This is a genomic window from Sphingobacterium kyonggiense (assembly GCF_039536825.1).
GTDB classification, from domain to species: domain Bacteria; phylum Bacteroidota; class Bacteroidia; order Sphingobacteriales; family Sphingobacteriaceae; genus Sphingobacterium; species Sphingobacterium kyonggiense.
Map to the genome: position 1 here is coordinate 604,688 of NZ_BAAAZI010000006.1, position 17,430 is coordinate 622,117.

Annotated in this window: 14 protein-coding genes and 1 riboswitch; of the genes, 4 read left to right on the forward strand and 10 right to left on the reverse strand. The window is 38.0% G+C overall.

The window, feature by feature from the left end; translation table 11 throughout:
• Positions 1-207: 207 nt before the first annotated feature.
• From ABD676_RS07535 to ABD676_RS07545, 3 genes are all read left to right on the forward strand, one after another.
• Positions 208-1,164: a polysaccharide deacetylase family protein gene (locus tag ABD676_RS07535; RefSeq protein WP_344673987.1), complete on the forward strand. Its 957-nt coding sequence runs from the start codon at positions 208-210 to the stop codon at positions 1,162-1,164.
• 51 nt (positions 1,165-1,215) lie between these two features.
• Positions 1,216-3,000, forward strand: a complete 1,785-nt coding sequence (locus ABD676_RS07540; protein ID WP_344673988.1) for an ABC transporter ATP-binding protein — start codon at positions 1,216-1,218, stop codon at positions 2,998-3,000.
• Between the two features lie 66 nt (positions 3,001-3,066).
• Positions 3,067-4,041, forward strand: a complete 975-nt coding sequence (locus ABD676_RS07545; RefSeq protein ID WP_344673989.1) for a 1-acyl-sn-glycerol-3-phosphate acyltransferase — start codon at positions 3,067-3,069, stop codon at positions 4,039-4,041.
• Positions 4,042-4,046: 5 nt separating this feature from the next.
• On the opposite strand, the gene ABD676_RS07550 is transcribed toward ABD676_RS07545, so the two are convergent.
• Together ABD676_RS07550 and ABD676_RS07555 are read right to left on the reverse strand one after the other, a co-directional pair.
• Positions 4,047-4,640 (reverse strand): DUF4126 domain-containing protein, encoded by a 594-nt coding sequence (locus ABD676_RS07550; protein WP_344673990.1) that lies wholly within the window; start codon positions 4,638-4,640, stop codon positions 4,047-4,049.
• Positions 4,641-4,752: 112 nt separating this feature from the next.
• Positions 4,753-6,663, reverse strand: a complete 1,911-nt coding sequence (locus ABD676_RS07555; RefSeq protein ID WP_344674312.1) for an ABC-F family ATP-binding cassette domain-containing protein — start codon at positions 6,661-6,663, stop codon at positions 4,753-4,755.
• A 52-nt stretch (positions 6,664-6,715) separates the two neighbouring features.
• Between ABD676_RS07555 and ABD676_RS07560 the strand changes: the two genes are divergently transcribed.
• Entirely contained in the window at positions 6,716-7,750 is a 1,035-nt protein-coding gene (locus ABD676_RS07560; protein ID WP_344674313.1) for a quinone-dependent dihydroorotate dehydrogenase, read from the forward strand.
• Between the two features lie 89 nt (positions 7,751-7,839).
• Here ABD676_RS07560 and ABD676_RS07565 read toward each other — a convergent pair whose 3' ends face one another.
• The 8 genes from ABD676_RS07565 to ABD676_RS07600 all read right to left on the reverse strand — a co-directional run bounded on the left by ABD676_RS07565 (position 7,840) and on the right by ABD676_RS07600 (position 17,202).
• Complete coding sequence (locus ABD676_RS07565) at positions 7,840-8,310, reverse strand: copper resistance protein NlpE (protein WP_344673991.1); 471 nt, start codon at positions 8,308-8,310, stop codon at positions 7,840-7,842.
• A 148-nt stretch (positions 8,311-8,458) separates the two neighbouring features.
• Positions 8,459-8,872 (reverse strand): CBS domain-containing protein, encoded by a 414-nt coding sequence (locus ABD676_RS07570; protein WP_344673992.1) that lies wholly within the window; start codon positions 8,870-8,872, stop codon positions 8,459-8,461.
• A gap of 165 nt (positions 8,873-9,037) precedes the next feature.
• Complete coding sequence (gene tenA, locus ABD676_RS07575) at positions 9,038-9,688, reverse strand: thiaminase II (RefSeq protein ID WP_344673993.1); 651 nt, start codon at positions 9,686-9,688, stop codon at positions 9,038-9,040.
• Positions 9,675-10,514: a bifunctional hydroxymethylpyrimidine kinase/phosphomethylpyrimidine kinase gene (gene thiD, locus ABD676_RS07580; protein ID WP_344673994.1), complete on the reverse strand. Its 840-nt coding sequence runs from the start codon at positions 10,512-10,514 to the stop codon at positions 9,675-9,677. The genes tenA and thiD overlap by 14 nt, the downstream gene beginning before the upstream one ends.
• A complete protein-coding gene (gene thiE, locus ABD676_RS07585; protein ID WP_344673995.1) occupies positions 10,511-11,143 on the reverse strand; it encodes a thiamine phosphate synthase in 633 nt (210 codons plus the stop codon). Before thiE ends, thiD begins: the two co-directional genes overlap by 4 nt.
• Positions 11,127-11,948 carry a hydroxyethylthiazole kinase gene (gene thiM / locus ABD676_RS07590; RefSeq protein ID WP_344673996.1) on the reverse strand — a complete coding sequence of 274 codons (822 nt, stop codon included), beginning with the start codon at positions 11,946-11,948 and terminating at the stop codon, positions 11,127-11,129. Before thiM ends, thiE begins: the two co-directional genes overlap by 17 nt.
• Before the next feature lie 58 nt (positions 11,949-12,006).
• A riboswitch (TPP riboswitch) is annotated at positions 12,007-12,100 on the reverse strand.
• Between the two features lie 74 nt (positions 12,101-12,174).
• The gene (locus ABD676_RS07595; RefSeq protein ID WP_344673997.1) at positions 12,175-13,677 is read right to left on the reverse strand and encodes an NAD-binding protein; all 1,503 of its coding nucleotides are present in this window, start codon (positions 13,675-13,677) and stop codon (positions 12,175-12,177) included.
• 198 nt (positions 13,678-13,875) lie between these two features.
• Positions 13,876-17,202 carry a TIR domain-containing protein gene (locus ABD676_RS07600; RefSeq protein WP_344673998.1) on the reverse strand — a complete coding sequence of 1,109 codons (3,327 nt, stop codon included), beginning with the start codon at positions 17,200-17,202 and terminating at the stop codon, positions 13,876-13,878.
• Positions 17,203-17,430 lie beyond the last annotated feature (228 nt).

Sequence of the window (17,430 nt, forward strand, 5' to 3'; positions counted from 1 at the left end):
GGCAGCTTTTTTTTATCTTATTGTTATCTAATCATTAATTAACTGGGAAAGAATTCTTGAAAATCTAAGTGGATGATTCTCAAGCAACCATATTATTTGATACACTGTGGTTAATGCCCTACTTTTGGAGAAGGCTCCATGAATGTTACTTTTTGTATTCTTATATTATTTGTACTTTTGAAAAAATTTTAATTCGTCACATTCGCTATGTTGAAAAAGTTCTTGGTTGTTGGTGTTGCTGTCGTTTCTATCCTCGCTGCCTTTTCATCTTGTAATAACATTGTTGGTTCCACCAAAAAGATCTTAAATGACTCTACAGAAGTCAATAAGGAAGATGATAAATTGGTGCAAAAACAAGATACCGTTAAATTGATGGATTTATTGGACTCACTAAATCGTGGTAAAATTGTTTTCCCACCTTTAGATTCCTTAAATAAAATTGATCCAAAGATTGCAAAACGCCAATTCCGAGATAGCATTTACCGCGAATTAAACAAGAAAGAAAAGCATATCTACTTGACTTTTGATGATGGACCTTTGATTGGCTCCAGAGCAATTGATTCCATCGCAACCTCCAAATCCGTTAAAATCAATGCCTTTTTAGTGGGTAAGCATGCCAATATGAGTAAGCGTTTGAAGAATGATTATCAACGCTATATGAATAATCCATTGGTGGAATGCTATAACCACAGTTATACGCATGCCAATAACCGTTTCCATGTTTTTTACAGCAATCCGGATGCTGCAGTGAATGATTTTGAAAAGTGTGAGGAAGACTTGGCCTTGAAACATAAAATCATCCGTATGCCAGGTCGTAATATTTGGTTATTCGATGGTACTAGACGAATTGATTTGAGTTCTGGATCTCAAACAGCAGATTTATTGGGTGTACATGGCTATAAAATATATGGTTGGGATGTGGAATGGAAAATCAATGGCCTATCTGGAAATCCTGTTCAATCAGTGAATGAAATATATACCCGCATTAAAAATATGCTTGGTAATAAATCGACTTTAAAACCGAATAACGTCGTTCTACTAATGCATGATGATATGTTCCAAAATAAAAAGGGACAAGCATTGCTAAGTAGTTTGATCGATAGCTTAAAACAACATAAAGACTACAAGTTTGACTTTATGAGCCAATATCCGGTGAAATACTAGGATATTTCAGCTTCAGTTAAACTTTTAGGATATAAATAAGGTTTAACTTGTATGACCATAAACCAACTGTTTAAGAAGATTCTTCCTTTTACTAAACCGTATAAGAATCTTATTTTCTATACCATTCTGCTCACTGTTGTCGGCTCCTTTGCGGCACAGGTCAATGCGTTTATCTTAAAATATACAGTAGATACGATCAGCGAATTGCTTATTAACAAAACACCGCTGAAGCAGGGATTATCCTTGCTGGGAATTATTTCAGCTATTCTTTTGGGTAAGGAGATTCTCTATTCCGCTGTACAGTTTGGGCAGAAGTTTTATGGTGAGAAATTGAGAATTATGATTGCTCGAGATTTCTCTCAAGCCATTGTTAATAAGATTCTCACCTATAAAATGGCCTTTTATACTTCCAGTCTTAATGAATCTGGTAAGCTTCAAACACGGATTGATGCTGGTATTAGCTCCTTAACCCGCTTAGTTCAAAATTTCTTTATCGATATTTTACCACTATTTGCCAATGCCATTGTTGCATTGGTCTGTATGTTCTTGGCTAATTTCTATGTGGGATTGGTAGGCTTGTTTATTATTCCTATCTATTTCTATGTTTCCCAAATGCAGGCTAAACGCCTTTCCGGCTTTAGACGAAACATGCGTAGTTACCGGGAGAACAAGAGTAATCAGATTATTAATTTGATTGATTCCATTACGGTTATTAAATCTTTCGTTCGGGAGGATATCGAGGCTGAGCGCCATAAGGTAATCCAATATGAGATGACTGAAAATCAAATGGCTACTCGAAAAACAAGTTTTCTATTTGATAGCATCAAAGGATTTATTGAGCAAATAGGTGTCGTAATTGTCATTATCCTTACGGCCTATTTTGTATTGAATGAGCAGATGTCTATTGGTGCCATCATGTTTCATATTATGTTGTTCAATAACGTATCCGCACCGATCAGGCAATTACATCGGATATATGATGAGGTAAATGATGCACTGATATATTCGGAGAGTTTCTTTGATATTTTGGAAGATGATGCACAACAAGAGCCTTCAGGGTCGTATAAGCCTTCCTACATAAAAGGCTGTATTGAAATAAGAAATGTTGATTTTTCTTATCCTAATGGACATCAGGCCTTAACCGATGTGAGCATGACCATTGAACCAAATCAAAATACAGCATTGGTTGGTCTATCGGGAGCAGGGAAAAGTACCATCATTAATCTGTTGGATAAATTCTATGAACCAAGTGCTGGACAGATCTTATTGGATGGGGTAGATCTTAGGGAATACGATACGGATTATCTGCGTGAGAATGTAGGTTTGGTATTGCAGCGTAATCACATATTCAAGGGGAGTATTGCCGATAATATTCGCTATGGAAAGACAGAAGCTAGTTTTGAAGAAGTGGAGGAAGCAGCCAAGAAGGCTTATATCCACCAGCAGATACTGGAATTGCCCAATGGATATGATTCCGAGGCACACCTGTTATCTGGAGGACAACAACAGCGGATTGCCATTGCACGTATGTTTTTGAAGAATCCACCAATTATCTTCTTAGATGAGCCAACCGCTAATTTGGACGCCATTGCCACCGAGCAGATAAAGAATAGCTTAGATGCTATAAAAGTGGGGCGTACTGTGATCATTGTTTCCCATAGCATATCTCAAATAATCGATTCGGAACATATAATCGTCATGGAAAAAGGTAGGGTAGTGGAAGATGGTACCCATGAGGAATTATTTGATAGACATGGAACTTATCATCAGATTTTTAGTGCCATGGCAAATAGCCTCAACATCCATAAAATCACGGAATCGATGAAGGAAGATTAGTACTTTTAAATTTAGGCGTGTTTTTTGTGAAACAATAATAAAAGATCTAGATTTAGACATTTTGTTATGCTATACCTGTTATTAAGAAACTTCGTTCGATTTGGATTAAAATGGTATGTCACGGATTGGCAATTGAAGAATTTGGAGTTTGCTGATCTAATGCAACCAGCGTTAATTGTTTCTAATCATCCCAATTCTTTTTTTGATGCTTTAGTAATTGCGGTTCATACACCGGCAGATATACGTTTTTTAACGCGAGGTGATATCTTCGATAAGCCTTGGGCAAATTGGCTCTTACGCTCAGTATTTATGATTCCTATCTACAGAAAGAATCAAGATGAAGAAGTCAATATCAAGAATGCCTTCAGTATTGATGAATGTGTCAAAGAGTTGACTAAGGGAAATAAGATATTGATCTTTCCAGAAGGTATTTCCAGAAATAAATTGACTTTGCAGCCATTCATGCATACAGGCATGCGCATGCTTATTGAACGCTCCATTCAAATGGATGTGCCCCTTCAAATACAACCTTATGCGATTGGCTATAGCTCATTTGACCATATTCCAAAAGCTGTTTCCTTAGAAGGTATGTCTGCAGTAGACTGTACCAATTATTTGGAAGGTCCAAACCAAGTCAATACGACACAACTCATTTCCGATTTAAGGGATAAACTGGATTTCAATTTGCCAGAGGGTTTTATCGCGGAGAATCCCAACAATAGAGCCAAGAACGAATGGATGCGTTTGCCAGCAAAAGCAGGTTATTATACGCATAATTGGTTCTATCAACTTGTCAAAAAACAGGTTAAAAAGAAAACAGAAGGAACGATATTTTATGATTCCTTAATGTTCGCAGTCCTGTTATTTACTTATCCGGTGTTGGTGTTTATTATCACTTTGATTTTTGCTAATCTAGTAGGTTTTTGGACAGGTGTGTTGTTTTTTGTGCTTCTTCCATTTTTAGCTTATTGCTGGGTGAATTACCAACCTATCAAAACAGTGGAAGTCCAAGAAGAGGAAAGAAGCAATCAATTGCAGTAAGCTAGTTACTGTAAGGCTTTTGGTTTTCGTTGGATCTTTCTTGCGAGTTGCTTTCCAAATTTGATAATCAAGAATAATATAAACAGTACAAAAATAATAGCCAATACAGGTAAGAAGATAGCAACTACACTCATGATGCTGGCGCCAATAGTTTCTAAGGTAGATACCACTGGATTTGCAATACCAGCAGTAGTGGCTGTCGATGCAGCTCGTGTACCCGCTAAGGCCGAACTAATGCTGGCTGCAGTACCTCCACCAGCAATAATGGCTAATGACCATTGCGTCCAAGCATTCAATTCCGTAAACTGAGATGCGACTAGTAAAGATCCGGCAATTGTTGCTAATGGCACGGAAATACTATCTAAGAGATTGTCGACATAAGGGATGTAATAGGCTAGAATTTCAATTACCGTAGCCAAACCAGTGGCTATAACAGCAGGCAATCCGCCAATCCAAGCATAACTTTCATTCTCGGGTATCCAGCCTAAATAGGTGCCTAGGCTGATGAAAAAGATCGGTAGAAAGATTCGAAAGCCTGTAGCAGCAGCCAATCCAACACCTACGAAAAAGGATAGTATATAAGGAATATATTCGGTCATCTTTGCGAATTAAAGATTATATCATAAATATAACGCAAAAATGCTTCCAATAAGCAAGAGTTTTCAATTTAAACTGGGGTACAATAGTAGAATTTTAGAATTAGAAGGATTTCTATCCTTCTAATTCCATGATTTCTTCTGCTAATTTTTCCCAGTCTGCTTGTAAATGATCTAGGGTTGCTTTTTCAGAGTTGTAATTACGTGTATGCTCTTGAAGCTTAACGGCATCACTATAAATCTCTTCTTTGGCTAATTCCACTTCTAGGTCCTTAACCAATTTATCTTGAGTGGCAATTTTCTCTTCAAGATTGCCTAATTCCTTATTCTTTTTAGCTAGGATGCGTTTGCTGTCTTCCGTAATCGGAGCTTTTTCTTTCTTAGGCTCTTCCTTTATTTTCTTAGCTTCTGCAGGTTGAGGCTTGGAAACTCGCTTAGAGCTCCATTCTTCATATTCTTGGTAAGTACCAGGGTATTCTTTAATCTGTTTATCCTCAATAAACCAAATCTTATTAGCTATATTCTCTAAGAAATAACGGTCGTGAGAAACCACAACGAATGTTCCTTCATATTGCTGTAAAGCCTGAATTAGGATATTTACAGAAGCCATATCCAAGTGGTTAGTAGGCTCATCGAGTACTAAGAAATTGGCATCAGCAGTCAGTGCCTTAGCTAAAGCAACACGTGATTTTTCACCTCCTGATAAAACCTTGATTTTCTTGAATACATCATCACCAGTAAACAAGAAACAGCCTAAAATAGAACGTAATTCTGTTTCTGTATGCTTTGGTGCAAAGGCAACAAGCTCTTGTAAGATGCTGTTCTCTAAGTGCAGAGCTTCTAATTGATGCTGTGCAAAGAAAGTCTGAGACACATTATGTCCTTTAGTAGATTTACCTTGGTATTCTTTGTCGGCATCTGCAACAATACGTAATAGGGTCGATTTACCCTTTCCGTTGGCACCGATTAGAGCTATTTTATCACCTTTCTCAATTAGTGCATCAGTGTCTTTCAGGATTTCCAGGTTCGGATAGGACTTAGAAATGTTCTCTACCGTTACCACATGTCTTCCCGAAGGTTTCGAGAATTTAAAGCTGAAGTTTACTTCCGGATTATCATCATCTACCTCATCGACTTTTTCCATACGGTCTAAAGCCTTGATTCTAGATTGAACCATCTTTGCCTTACTTGCCTTTGAACGGAATCTTTCAATTAATCGCTCTTCTTGTTTAATCTTAGCTTGTTGATTCTTGTATTGATTACTTTGAATCTCTTCACGCATGGATTTTTCCTCTAAATAGAAGGAGTAATTCCCAGCATATAAGGTCAATTTCCCTTTGCGGGATTCCACGGTCTTATTGATGATGCGGTCTAAGAAGTAGCGGTCGTGAGAAACGATAATAATTGCGCCCTCAAAAGCTTGTAAATAGTTCTCCAACCATTTAATGGAAGGTAAGTCCAAGTGGTTGGTAGGCTCATCCAGTAATAAGATATCAGGAGTTTGTAAGAGAATACGAGCAAGCATTACACGCATACGCCAACCTCCAGAGAAGGTAGCTAAAGGTCTTTTTTGTTCCTCTTCGGAGAAACCCAAACCAGCGAGAATCTCATGTGCTCTAAATTCAATGCTGTAACCATCCAAAGCTTCAAACTCCGTTTGTTTATCGCTTAATTTATTAAGGATATCGTCAGAGTAATCGGTTTCCAATTTTTTTAGGAGATTTTCAATCTCTGTATGCAATTGGTTTTGACGCTCAAAAGCTTCCATAGCAACATGGAGAATGCTTTTATCAGAATGGTAAGAAAGGAGATCTTGGTTTAAATAACCTATCTTTAAATCCTTGGCCATGGAGATTGAACCACTTGTTGGGGAATAATCACCAACAATAAGTTTCAATAAAGTAGATTTCCCTGCACCATTGGCACCTATTAAACCAGCCTTATCACCAGGCTTGATATGCCAATTTGCCTCATCGTAAAGCGCCCTTGACCCAATTTCAAATGTTAAGTTATTTATAGATATCATTTCGGATGCAAAAGTAATGAATATTTCTGCATCTTTGGCTACCTTTGCATTCATGTATAAGCTCGTAAAACCATTTTTCTTTTCAATGAATCCTGAGAAAGCTCACCATACGGTGACTGGAGGACTTCATGTATTCAATAAGATTTGGGGCTCCAATGCCTTGTTGAAGTCGCTATACTGTGTTGAAGACCCACGTTTGGAAACTAAGGTATTTGGATTGACCTTTAAGAATCCTGTTGGGCTTGCAGCAGGTTTTGACAAGAATGCCGAATACATTTCGGATATGTCTAAATTGGGATTTGGTTTTATTGAAATCGGTACTGTAACGCCTAAACCGCAGCCAGGTAATGATAAGCCACGCATGTTTCGTTTGGTAAATGACTCGGCATTAATCAACCGAATGGGCTTTAACAATCAAGGAGCTGATGTGGCAGCTGAACGTTTAAAGCATCTAAAAAATAAAGATGGTTTAATTATAGGTGGTAATATTGGTAAGAACAAAATCACCCCTAATGAGGAAGCTGTAAATGATTATATCTACTGCTTTAAAACCTTATTTGATTATGTGGACTACTTTGTTGTCAATGTCAGTTCACCGAATACACCTGGTCTTCGAGATTTACAAGAAAAAGAACCGCTTAAACATATTCTTCGTACACTGCAGAATCTAAATGAAGAGAAAGAAAGTCCAAAACCTATCTTATTGAAGATTGCACCAGATTTAACCGATTCTCAGTTGGATGACATCGTGGAGATTGTCGTAGACACGAAGATTGCAGGAGTCATTGCGACCAATACCACCATATCAAGAGATGGTTTACATTCTGATCCCGAATTGGTGAAAGAGACAGGAGGTGTAAGTGGTCGACCGCTTACCAAGCGTTCCACTGAAGTCATCAAATACTTATCGGACAAGTCTAATCGTGCATTCCCAATTATAGGAGTAGGGGGGATTCATTCTGCAGAAGATGCGATTGAGAAACTCAATGCAGGGGCTAGCTTGATTCAAGTTTACACTGGTTTTATTTATGAAGGGCCAGCATTAGTAGCTAATATCTGTAAGGGTATCTTGAAAAGTAAAGCATAATAAGTAGCAAATTGTTAATCAAAAGATATAATAAGAAAAGCCGGATTTGGTCCGGCTTTTCTCATATTAAATAGTTAGTGTATAAGGCTCTAATTTTGTTTCTTAAGAACGTAATGGTCTTTTAAGGGACCTTCGATAGGTTTCCCATCTTGATCTAATGAAATCAATTGATTTTCACCTACGCGTAATTTCATGTTGACTTCCTTTCCCATCAAGTGTACTACACTTCCATTATCATGCCACATGAATTTACCTGTATCTTCGATTTTTGTATCTCTCTCTTGGTAGACACCTGTATAGCTGAATGTGCCATCGTTGTTCAAAACCACGGTGGTTTCAATACCAGGGCAGTCAGCACATGGATATACCCCTTTATAGGTTCCATTCCAATCTAAAGAATTCTGTGAATTGTGTTCGTGGTCGATGTGTTCGTGAGTGGTAGAGTCAGGAGCTACCTGATTAGCCGTATCTTTGCTCTCAAATTGCTTGTTGTTATTTGAGGTACATGAAGCGAGCGCTACTAGAAAAAAGATACCGGCGAATAAGCTTGTTTTTTTCATTGTACTATAAGTTGTTTACCTAAAGTACCTAAAAATCTTTATTAATAAGCTCAATATTAGTATTTTGTTACAAATTATTTTCTTATTGGCTTAATAAAGACCTACAAATCTGGCTGTCTGTAGGTCTCTATTTAACTATTGACCAAAATTAGTATTGATCGATGAAGTATTTTAACAAATCAGTGGTTGTAACGATTCCCACTAACTCGCCATCATCAACAACAGGGATGGAATGGAAGGTATGATTGGCTAAGGTTTCCGTCACATCTTTGATGTTGGTATCTGAACTGACTGTCACGGGACTTTTTGCCATCAGTTGAGGTATGCTATACATATCATAAACTACAGTTTCAATATCGTCCTCTTCATTGACATCAGCATAACTAATCTTCAATAAATCGGAATAACTAACCACGCCTACTAACTTCTTGTCCTCGACAATAGGGAGGTGTCGGATATTATACTGCTTGAATAATTTCTCAGCATCGTATAAACTATCTTTTGGTGTCAAGGTAATTAATTCCTTGCTCATAATCTGGGATACAGGAACGCGTTGTTTCATGCTGTTTGGATTTTATGTTGTTCAAATTAATTGCTTCTCTCTAATCCAAATATCCTTGAAATGATAAGTATTCTCAACGATGGAAATTATATCCAAATATGATTTCCATCCCTTGAATTGAATGGAATATTTTGTATCTTGAATAGCCTTATTTGTCCCTAAGATTTACCAGATACGATTTGTATAGGCAGCATTCCAAAACTGAAATTCCAATTGACTAGCTTTTACAAATGCTTCAAACATTTGCTTTCTAAGTGCTTCTGTGGTATTATCGGCCATCAAATCAGCATAATATTGTGCTTTCCTTACACCTTCAGCAAATTCCTCCGAACTGTAGGTATCAATCCATTTCTGGTAAGGATTATTTGCTGTTTCCTTTTGAAGAATATAGTTTCCAACCTCCTGATATATCCAGAAACAAGGTAAAATGGCTGCTACCGCCACTTCTATAGGATCATATGCTACGGTACTTTTTAGATAATGCACATAATGGTGGCATACTGGCTCCATAGGGATTTCCGCATGTGGCTGCAAACCAAATTCCTCAAAGTAAGAAGCATGTAAAGCAGATTCTACAATTAAGGCATTCTTTCCAAACTCAAAAAAGTCCAATGCCATTTGATTATCCTTGGCTTTAGCACCGAGAGCTGCTAATGCTCGTCCATAATGTTCTAAATATTTGGAATCCTGTTGCATATAGAATTGGAATTTATCCAATGCTAAAGTGCCATTTTGTAATTCCTGAATAAAGGGCATCTGTAATATGCTATCATAGATGGGTTGTATCTTTTCCCATGCTTGATTAGTCCATTTCATTTGTGCGTAATTTATTGGGGTTAAAGAAGTGATTTAATGGTCCATGTCCCTTGCCGATAATTAGATCCTTGCTACCTAAAATAGCTTGGTAAACATAGGCTAAGCCGTTCTCTGTTGCATCAGTTAAAGACTGCCCAATTGCCAGATAAGAGGCAATTGCAGAGGATAAAGTACAGCCTGAACCATGCGTATTTTTTGTATCCACTTTCTTGGATTCAAAGTATTGAGCCGCTTGACCATGTTGAAGTAAGATGCTGGTCAATATATCCGATTGCAAGTGCCCACCTTTTAGTAATACAGCTTGTGAGCCCATCTCCAATAATTGATCGGAAACTGCTTCCATATCTTGAAGCTCCAATACCGGTTTTCCTACCAATACAGAAACCTCATCCAGGTTTGGGGTGATAATATCAGCAAGTGGGAAAAGCTGTCTCTTTATAGCGGAAATCGTGTCATCTTCGATAAGCTTATGTCCACTGGTACTTACCATTACTGGGTCAAATACTATTTTACCTTTATAGTCTTTTAGAAATTCGGCAATGATTCCTACTAGTTCTGTACTATGCACCATGCCTATTTTGATGGCATCGGGGTATATGTCTTCAAAGATGCACGCCAATTGTTCATGAATAGCCTTTGGTTCAATGGAAAATATATTCTTTACCCCTTGGGTATTTTGAACAGGTAATGCCGTTAAGATATTCATGGCATAGCAACCTATGGCAGAAATGGTTTTGGTGTCTGCTTGTATTCCTGCACCACCCGACCCATCAAATCCTGCGATGCTCAGAACGGTAGGAACGGTTTTATAAATTCTTTCACTCATATTAATAAAGCTTTTAATGATTCAGCAGCTGAACGAGGATTTGGGCTAGAACAGATAGCTGAAACTACTGCAATGCTATCTGCACCTGCATTATAGGTGGCTGCTGCTGTATCCATATTCATATTACCAATGGCAATCAAGGGTAAGTTTGTTAATTGTCTTATTTGCTGAAGACCATCCAATCCCCATTCTGTGATGGTATTAGTTTTTGTTTTTGTCTGGTAAATAGGACTTACTCCTAAATGGTTGACTGCCTGAATTTGCGAATCATCTAATTGATCCAATACTTCTAACGACCAACCAATTTGAATGGAATCGCCTAGTTTTTCCCGAATTTCTATAGGAGAGGTATCCGATTGTCCCACATGAATACCCCACGAAGCAACTTCCTTTGCGATTTCAACTTGATCATTAATTATTAAAGGAACTGCATGCTTATCGCAGAGTGCCTTGAGCTGCTTAGCATGATCAAGGAATTGATCATAGGACATATCCTTTTCACGCAATTGTATGATATCCACTCCACCATAGATTGCCTCCTCGGCCACTTGTAACCAAGGCTGATGAATACAGGCCTCTTCAGAAATAACCAAATAGAGTGGGAAAGGGAAGTTAGGATGAATAGGCATATCGCTTTATTTTCAATTTATCCTCTAATGTGGCGGTATCCATTTGATAGAGCTGATCATAAAGATTCATTTGAAGCGAACCAGGTCCATTTGATTTGAGTGCGGCAAGCTCTCCAGCAAGACTAAGGACAGCAACTCCAGCCGCCGCTTCTTCAAATGGATTCAAACCTAAGCCTAGGAAAGCACCTATTAATGCTGTAGAAGAACAGCCTAATCCGGTTACTTTGGTCATTAAAGGCGAACCATTGTTTATTTCAATAATCTCATTATCCGATACGATGTAATCGATCTCCCCTGAAATACATACTATCGAGCCAAAGGTCTTATTTAAGGATTTTGCAGCATCAATAGCTGTGCTACTTGATTCCGTACTGTCAACACCTTTAACCGTGGCCGTTTCAAAGCTGTGTAAAGCCATGATTTCAGAAGCATTTCCTCGAATCACCGTAGGATGTAAATCCAATAACTGTTTTAATGTTTCATTACGCAACTTGGATATTCCTGCGCCTACAGGATCTAGTACCCAGGGTTTTTGCAACTCATTGGCACAGTTCGCTGCAAAGATCATGGCCTTAGCCCATTCTACATCCAAAGTACCGATGTTAATGACCAAGGAATTGACTAGCTGAAGCATCTCGGGCATTTCCTCTTTAGCATGCGACATAATAGGCGAGGCACCTATAGCCAATAAAGCATTGGCAGTATTATTCATCACCACAAAGTTGCTGATGTTTTGTACTAATGGACATTTTGTCCTTAGGTGTGCTAATTGTTGAATGATGTTGTTTTCCATTAATAATATCATTTAATATATTAATGGCTTTTGGGTAGATGAGGAGAAATATAAGCTAGAGGAAAACTAGCCAATCTATTTCGCTTTTCCCTACGGTGGTATCAACCACATCAGGTTCAAAGGGACTCTCTCAATTCTTCTTCAGAATACCCCTAAAGCCATATCAAAGATAAGGTTTATTATAGGCCTTTCAAAATCTAGGACAGCCATATTGCTGTCATGATCTGCAGTGTTAAATCTATTTTTTCAATGCTGCAAACAGCGTTTTCAAGCGAATGATTGTATCCCTGTCTTTCTGTCTTTCGCTCTCTGATAAATCCTCCCAGGCGATCAATGATGGGTGTAGTTTTAATAAATCATCACGTTGTTCTGCAAAATCCCAACCTTGCATATAGCGATGTGCCATCCATCGATTATGCTCGATAATCGCCAATCGCTCTAGCTCTTCCGTATTGAAATCCAGATCTTCATCCTTCGGATCTATCAAAGGTCTATTGGTCAATAATAATTTATAGATGATGTGGTCAGCTTGGGTTCTGCTGGCATCTTTAGCATCTTCCGATAGGGTTAACCAATCGGAAGTGTAGCTGCTGCTTTCCGAACTGCTACCAGCCAACAATTTGCGGTAATCATCATGGATGGCCTGCGCCAGAATATCCTGTTTTTCCCCTGTTATGAATTCTACATGGCAGGTATCCTCCATATTTCCAAAAAAATATAAGCGGTCCATTTCTTCTTCTTGGCTAATCAAAGAGCGTAATCCTTTACCTTCAGTATTTAGACAGAAAATAGGGAAGGAGGAAAAGCCTTTTGTTTTATACAGTATCTCAATGGCATGATTTAAATTGCTCTGGTCATCATCCGAAGCCACGATAAATAAGGATTCCTGGTTATCCTGTTGTAATTGATTTTCTTGTAAAAGCTCTTGATATGAACCTTTAAATTCTTTGAATTGAATAGGATAAACATGATCCGCCTTTGGGAATTGTTCCTTAAAGTTATTCCGATCACGATCAGCTTGGTCTGAATAAATCAGTATTTCTAATTTTTCATCTTCATGTAAATGAAAGATTCGCAAGGTTTGAATCATTAAGGCTTTTGCATATTCGCCATAGCCCAGAAAGATTACTTTCTTTAGCTGCTGTATGTTCCAGTCTTTGTCCCGAAATATCAGAGGAAGTTTAGCGAAGAAGGCCCTAGCGACCATTTTCTGAATATTGAAGAAGTGCATTTCCATATTGGATTGCTCGAAACGCAAACCTGCATTTTTCATTAAATCAATTAGTCTAGGATTTCGTAAATGTATATAGCATTTTAGCAGTTGCTCGGGTTTACATTTACGATAAATCTCCTGCGTAGTTTCCATGATCTCAATAACAGCCTGCTCATTCTCCAAGAAGACAATTAATCGTTTGGCTCTTTTGATCCCTGCTTCCATTAAGGTGTTCTTTTCCTCAGCATCACCAATTAATACCAAATGGCCTTCCTTTTTCACGCTGTTGATGTTCGCATGCTCAGCAGTCCTTTCAATAACGATGGCCTTTTCTTGTTGATCATCTTTCAGGCTATGCAATAACTGCCTGCCTTTTTTCGAGATTCCAATAGTGACAGTATGCTTATTCTTAAAAGAAGCAACCAAGAGATTATACTGTTCTGAAAATACTTTCTGAATGATTTTAAAAGCCCCAAACAATAGTATACCTATGGCAAATACCTTAGCAAGAATTAATTCCCAAGGCACGTCCTCTTGTTCTAAGGATGTTGAAGACGGGTCACCACCAAAGACAATCTTGATGATACGTTAGATACGATCTGGAAGATATCGAAGTGTGTTACTCTCGGGATAAAGCTTGGATAATCCTATCCAAGACAAGAGTATTAAACAGACAATAAATACAATTCCAAATAATCCTTTTTGTCTTCTTGTGAACTTCATTCTTTATTTGTTTAGGTTTTGTCTAGCTTCTTTTAATAAGCTTTCTACCTCAGCTTTTAGTGCTTTGTCGTTGATTTTTATTAATTGTTTCTCGGTGATTTCCATTAAGCGCTTTCCGATAAATTGCTGGTCAGGTATTGCACTAAAATGCTTAGCCATCATGGCCCTTGCCAGTGGGTGGTAATCATAAGTAACACCCAATACCTGAAGGTTGGAAGCATTTTTTATCGGGAAGTTTTTATGTAAAATATCCAAGATTTTCACATTCGAATTTGGTGAAATGCTACGCGTAAATGGATCTTCAAAATACCAGGTGTTATAAGTCCCAGTGCTATCCGAATAATTCAAGATAGCACCTGTTTCCTCATCGTATTTCTTACCATAGAAACGCTCCAAGTCTTTTGCCAATTGATCTTTGGGAATCTCTACTTGTCCGGGGATTTCCCAAATAAAGACACTACTACCATCCATCAGCGATTCCCTCGTCATGATTTTCTTATCACCAGGCATAATGTAGATGTTGTCAAATCGTTGATTGATAAAAGGCATGGTCAACACATTGCCTGTTTTCGCATCAATGATCTTCAACATATAACGTGATGACTCTCCATCATCCTGTACGAAGATTTGCTCATCATCCTTCGAGAAATAAAGGAATTTGGCGTATTTACTTACGCGTATGGTTTGTCCAAAGGATTTCTTTTTCTCTAAATCCCATAAACGGATATGATTGGCATCTTCTGAAATAGCTAAAACATTCCCTTTCGTATTGAAGACGATGTATGGGTATTCAATGGATTTAAATTTTAAAATAGGCGAGTAATTCTTTGTTTCTAAGACTTGTGCATTTCCAGATCCATCGACGATAACCAAATGATTTCCCGAAGGACTAAATGCACCACTGCTCAGGCTTTCTTTGCCTTCTTTCAGCACTTTTTTACTAGCGATATCCAATACTCGCCAATGGTTTGGATTCACAATGATAGCAAGTTTCAAGTCAGAAGAAACTGCAAACCCCTGCATATCCTTATCTTCTTTATATTCAAATAATTGTTTTCCAGTTGCAATATCCCAGGCAGCAAAGCTCTTGCTTCCTGTCCGAGTTAATACCTGTGTTTGTTCTTTATTGAACAAATAAAGCTTAGCCTCCGCTTGAAAAGGTTTTCCCTTTGCTTTTCCTGTTTGTGCATCGAAGATATAAGACTTACCGGTTTTCCCTTTGACCAATATATTCTTGGATTCATGTAGAACCATCATCGTCACAATTTCCTCTGGGACTTTAATGAATCCTACTTTTTTCTCACCTGTACTTAAATCCAATAAATCAATTTGATTCTGCTTATGGTAGGAAACAAAGGCTGTTTGATCGGTTAGGCCAGGAATAAATACATTCATATTGGCCTCTTCATAATACTGGCCAATATTCAGTGGAAGGGCCTTTCTATTCTCTAGGAAAGTCTGCTTGCTACTGCTGTTTAAGTTCTGTGTCCAATCGGGAGAGGTATATTCCAATGTTCTAGGATCATTCTCTAAAATCTTGGCTAAACCAGTAAAGAAAAATAGGTTTCTCGGTAATTTGGTTGTTTTTACAAAACTACCCGTAGTCGGATTGTATTGATCAATACTTTGGTCATTCCCAGCAAAGATTTGGTTTTTATCCGTGAAGCCAGCATATCGGTAATCCGTCCTGCTGAAATTCGCCCACGAAGCACCATTTATAAAGTTGAAATAAAAGATACCCTCTGTATTTTGTATAAGCATTTGAGAACCATCTTTGGAAAAAGTTGGTCGTTTAAAAGTTTTATTTAGTTTTTTCTTATCCAATTGCTTAATAGCTCCACTGCTGATATCGAAAAAATAAACTTCATAATTTTCTCCCAGAGATACCTCCATGACAATTCTTTTGGAGCTCGGGTCAAAAAATACCGTAACAGGGTTCATATCTTTCGATTGATATAAGATCTGTTCGTTTTTTTGCTGGGTATTGTATAAGATGATATCCTTGTCTTTCTTAAATACTATGTATTGGCCGTTAGGCGATACATCATATAGGGCAATGAAATTACTGTCCGGATTTTCCCTTAGGACTTCTTTTTTATCGTTGGCTATATCATAACGAACTATTTTGTAATTGTCTGCAATGACATAGGTTCGGTTGTTCGCATCAAACAGGGGAAACCTGGCCTGACTGGTAAAAACATCATCAACCTGTTTATGTAATTTGCGATTTACGGCATCCCAAATTTGTAAGACTTGTTTTAATTGACCTACATTGGCAAATCCCACTAACCATTTTCCATCAGGAGAAAAGCGAATATTACCATAGTTCATATTGGGCAACTGCATCAGGTCTTCTTGAACAGCTAGCATGGAGTGGGCAAAAAGCTTGGCACTTTCATCTCCCCGTCGTGTTGCCTCAGCGATATATGCTGCACCATCCCCATATTCACTTTCCGTCAGTTTATTGATACCAGAAGCATATAAGGAGCGTGCTAAATTTCGTAAGGCCGAATTCCGTTGGTTCCAAGCAAAAATACCTGCTATGACCGCCAATATCGCTAATGCTGCAATGGCAGTAGCAATCTTTTTCATCCGTCTATTCTTCTGGCGGATTTTCTCTAATTGGTATGCTTGATCCCTTTTCGTCAATTCACTCAATGGAACTTCCAGAATACCAGCGATTAGTTTTAAAAGTGCTAAATCAAGACGCTTTTTATATTCTTCCACATCAGTTTTTATTTGATGTGCCGGAACATTCTTTTCATGCAAATACCGACGATAGGCTTCTGCTGAAGTAAATCCTTCATCTTGTGTATTCGGAATACGTACATCTGCTGCTAGTACCTCCTCCGGTTTGGAGTAATCTATTTGCCCTTCAGGACTGATGGCAAAACGTAATTCATCAGGAAAACATTGCTTCTCAGTCTTCACATCGCCGTACTCTGGCTCTCCAGAGATAATTAAGGCCATGATCTGATGCGATTTCCCGGTTTGTTTAAAATACTTGATTTCATCCTTAACGTATGTGGAGTTAGCGGAGCGAGGAGAACTTAGGAAAATAAGGTACTCTGATTTGTCTAATGCAGAGGTTAAGGAATGGCTTAAACTGGAACTTGCAGATAATTCTTTCTCATCTTGAAACACCGGATAAATCTGCCTGGGAATTTCCTTTCCTACTTGATTCTTCTTGCCTATTAAATCCTCAGGGATCTCATATGTCTCTAATGCATGGTGCAACCAATCTGCCCATTTCCGCCCTTCACCCTGGTTATTCCCATGACTATAACTGATAAATGCCTTGTACTTCTGTTGTTGATCTTTGTTTTCCATCGGTTAGTGCGTATATATCATGATAGCTTATTTAGGAAATATGTTTGTCCATCAATTGCCTTGACAATACATATGTTCTCTTCTTAATTCTCTTGGTCTTTATTGCTAAACACAAAAACCAATCCTTTTTTTCATTTAACAATTCTTTCTTTTCTCTTTTTTTAAGTAAAGTAGCCTGTGCGTTAAAACACTTGGTTTTCGGAAGACCTTTTACTTAAAATTTATACA

Excerpts from the sequence above, each read along its gene's own strand:
- ABD676_RS07535 (WP_344673987.1), top strand. The coding sequence starts at position 208 with ATGTTGAAAAAGTTCTTGGTTGTTGGTGTTGCTGTCGTTTCTATCCTC.
- ABD676_RS07540 (WP_344673988.1), top strand. The coding sequence starts at position 1,216 with ATGACCATAAACCAACTGTTTAAGAAGATTCTTCCTTTTACTAAACCG.
- ABD676_RS07545 (WP_344673989.1), top strand. The coding sequence starts at position 3,067 with ATGCTATACCTGTTATTAAGAAACTTCGTTCGATTTGGATTAAAATGG.
- ABD676_RS07550 (WP_344673990.1), bottom strand. The coding sequence starts at position 4,640 with ATGACCGAATATATTCCTTATATACTATCCTTTTTCGTAGGTGTTGGA.
- ABD676_RS07555 (WP_344674312.1), bottom strand. The coding sequence starts at position 6,663 with ATGATATCTATAAATAACTTAACATTTGAAATTGGGTCAAGGGCGCTT.
- ABD676_RS07560 (WP_344674313.1), top strand. The coding sequence starts at position 6,716 with ATGTATAAGCTCGTAAAACCATTTTTCTTTTCAATGAATCCTGAGAAA.
- ABD676_RS07565 (WP_344673991.1), bottom strand. The coding sequence starts at position 8,310 with ATGAAAAAAACAAGCTTATTCGCCGGTATCTTTTTTCTAGTAGCGCTC.
- ABD676_RS07570 (WP_344673992.1), bottom strand. The coding sequence starts at position 8,872 with ATGAAACAACGCGTTCCTGTATCCCAGATTATGAGCAAGGAATTAATT.
- tenA (WP_344673993.1), bottom strand. The coding sequence starts at position 9,688 with ATGAAATGGACTAATCAAGCATGGGAAAAGATACAACCCATCTATGAT.
- thiD (WP_344673994.1), bottom strand. The coding sequence starts at position 10,514 with ATGAGTGAAAGAATTTATAAAACCGTTCCTACCGTTCTGAGCATCGCA.
- thiE (WP_344673995.1), bottom strand. The coding sequence starts at position 11,143 with ATGCCTATTCATCCTAACTTCCCTTTCCCACTCTATTTGGTTATTTCT.
- thiM (WP_344673996.1), bottom strand. The coding sequence starts at position 11,948 with ATGATATTATTAATGGAAAACAACATCATTCAACAATTAGCACACCTA.
- ABD676_RS07600 (WP_344673998.1), bottom strand. The coding sequence starts at position 17,202 with ATGGAAAACAAAGATCAACAACAGAAGTACAAGGCATTTATCAGTTAT.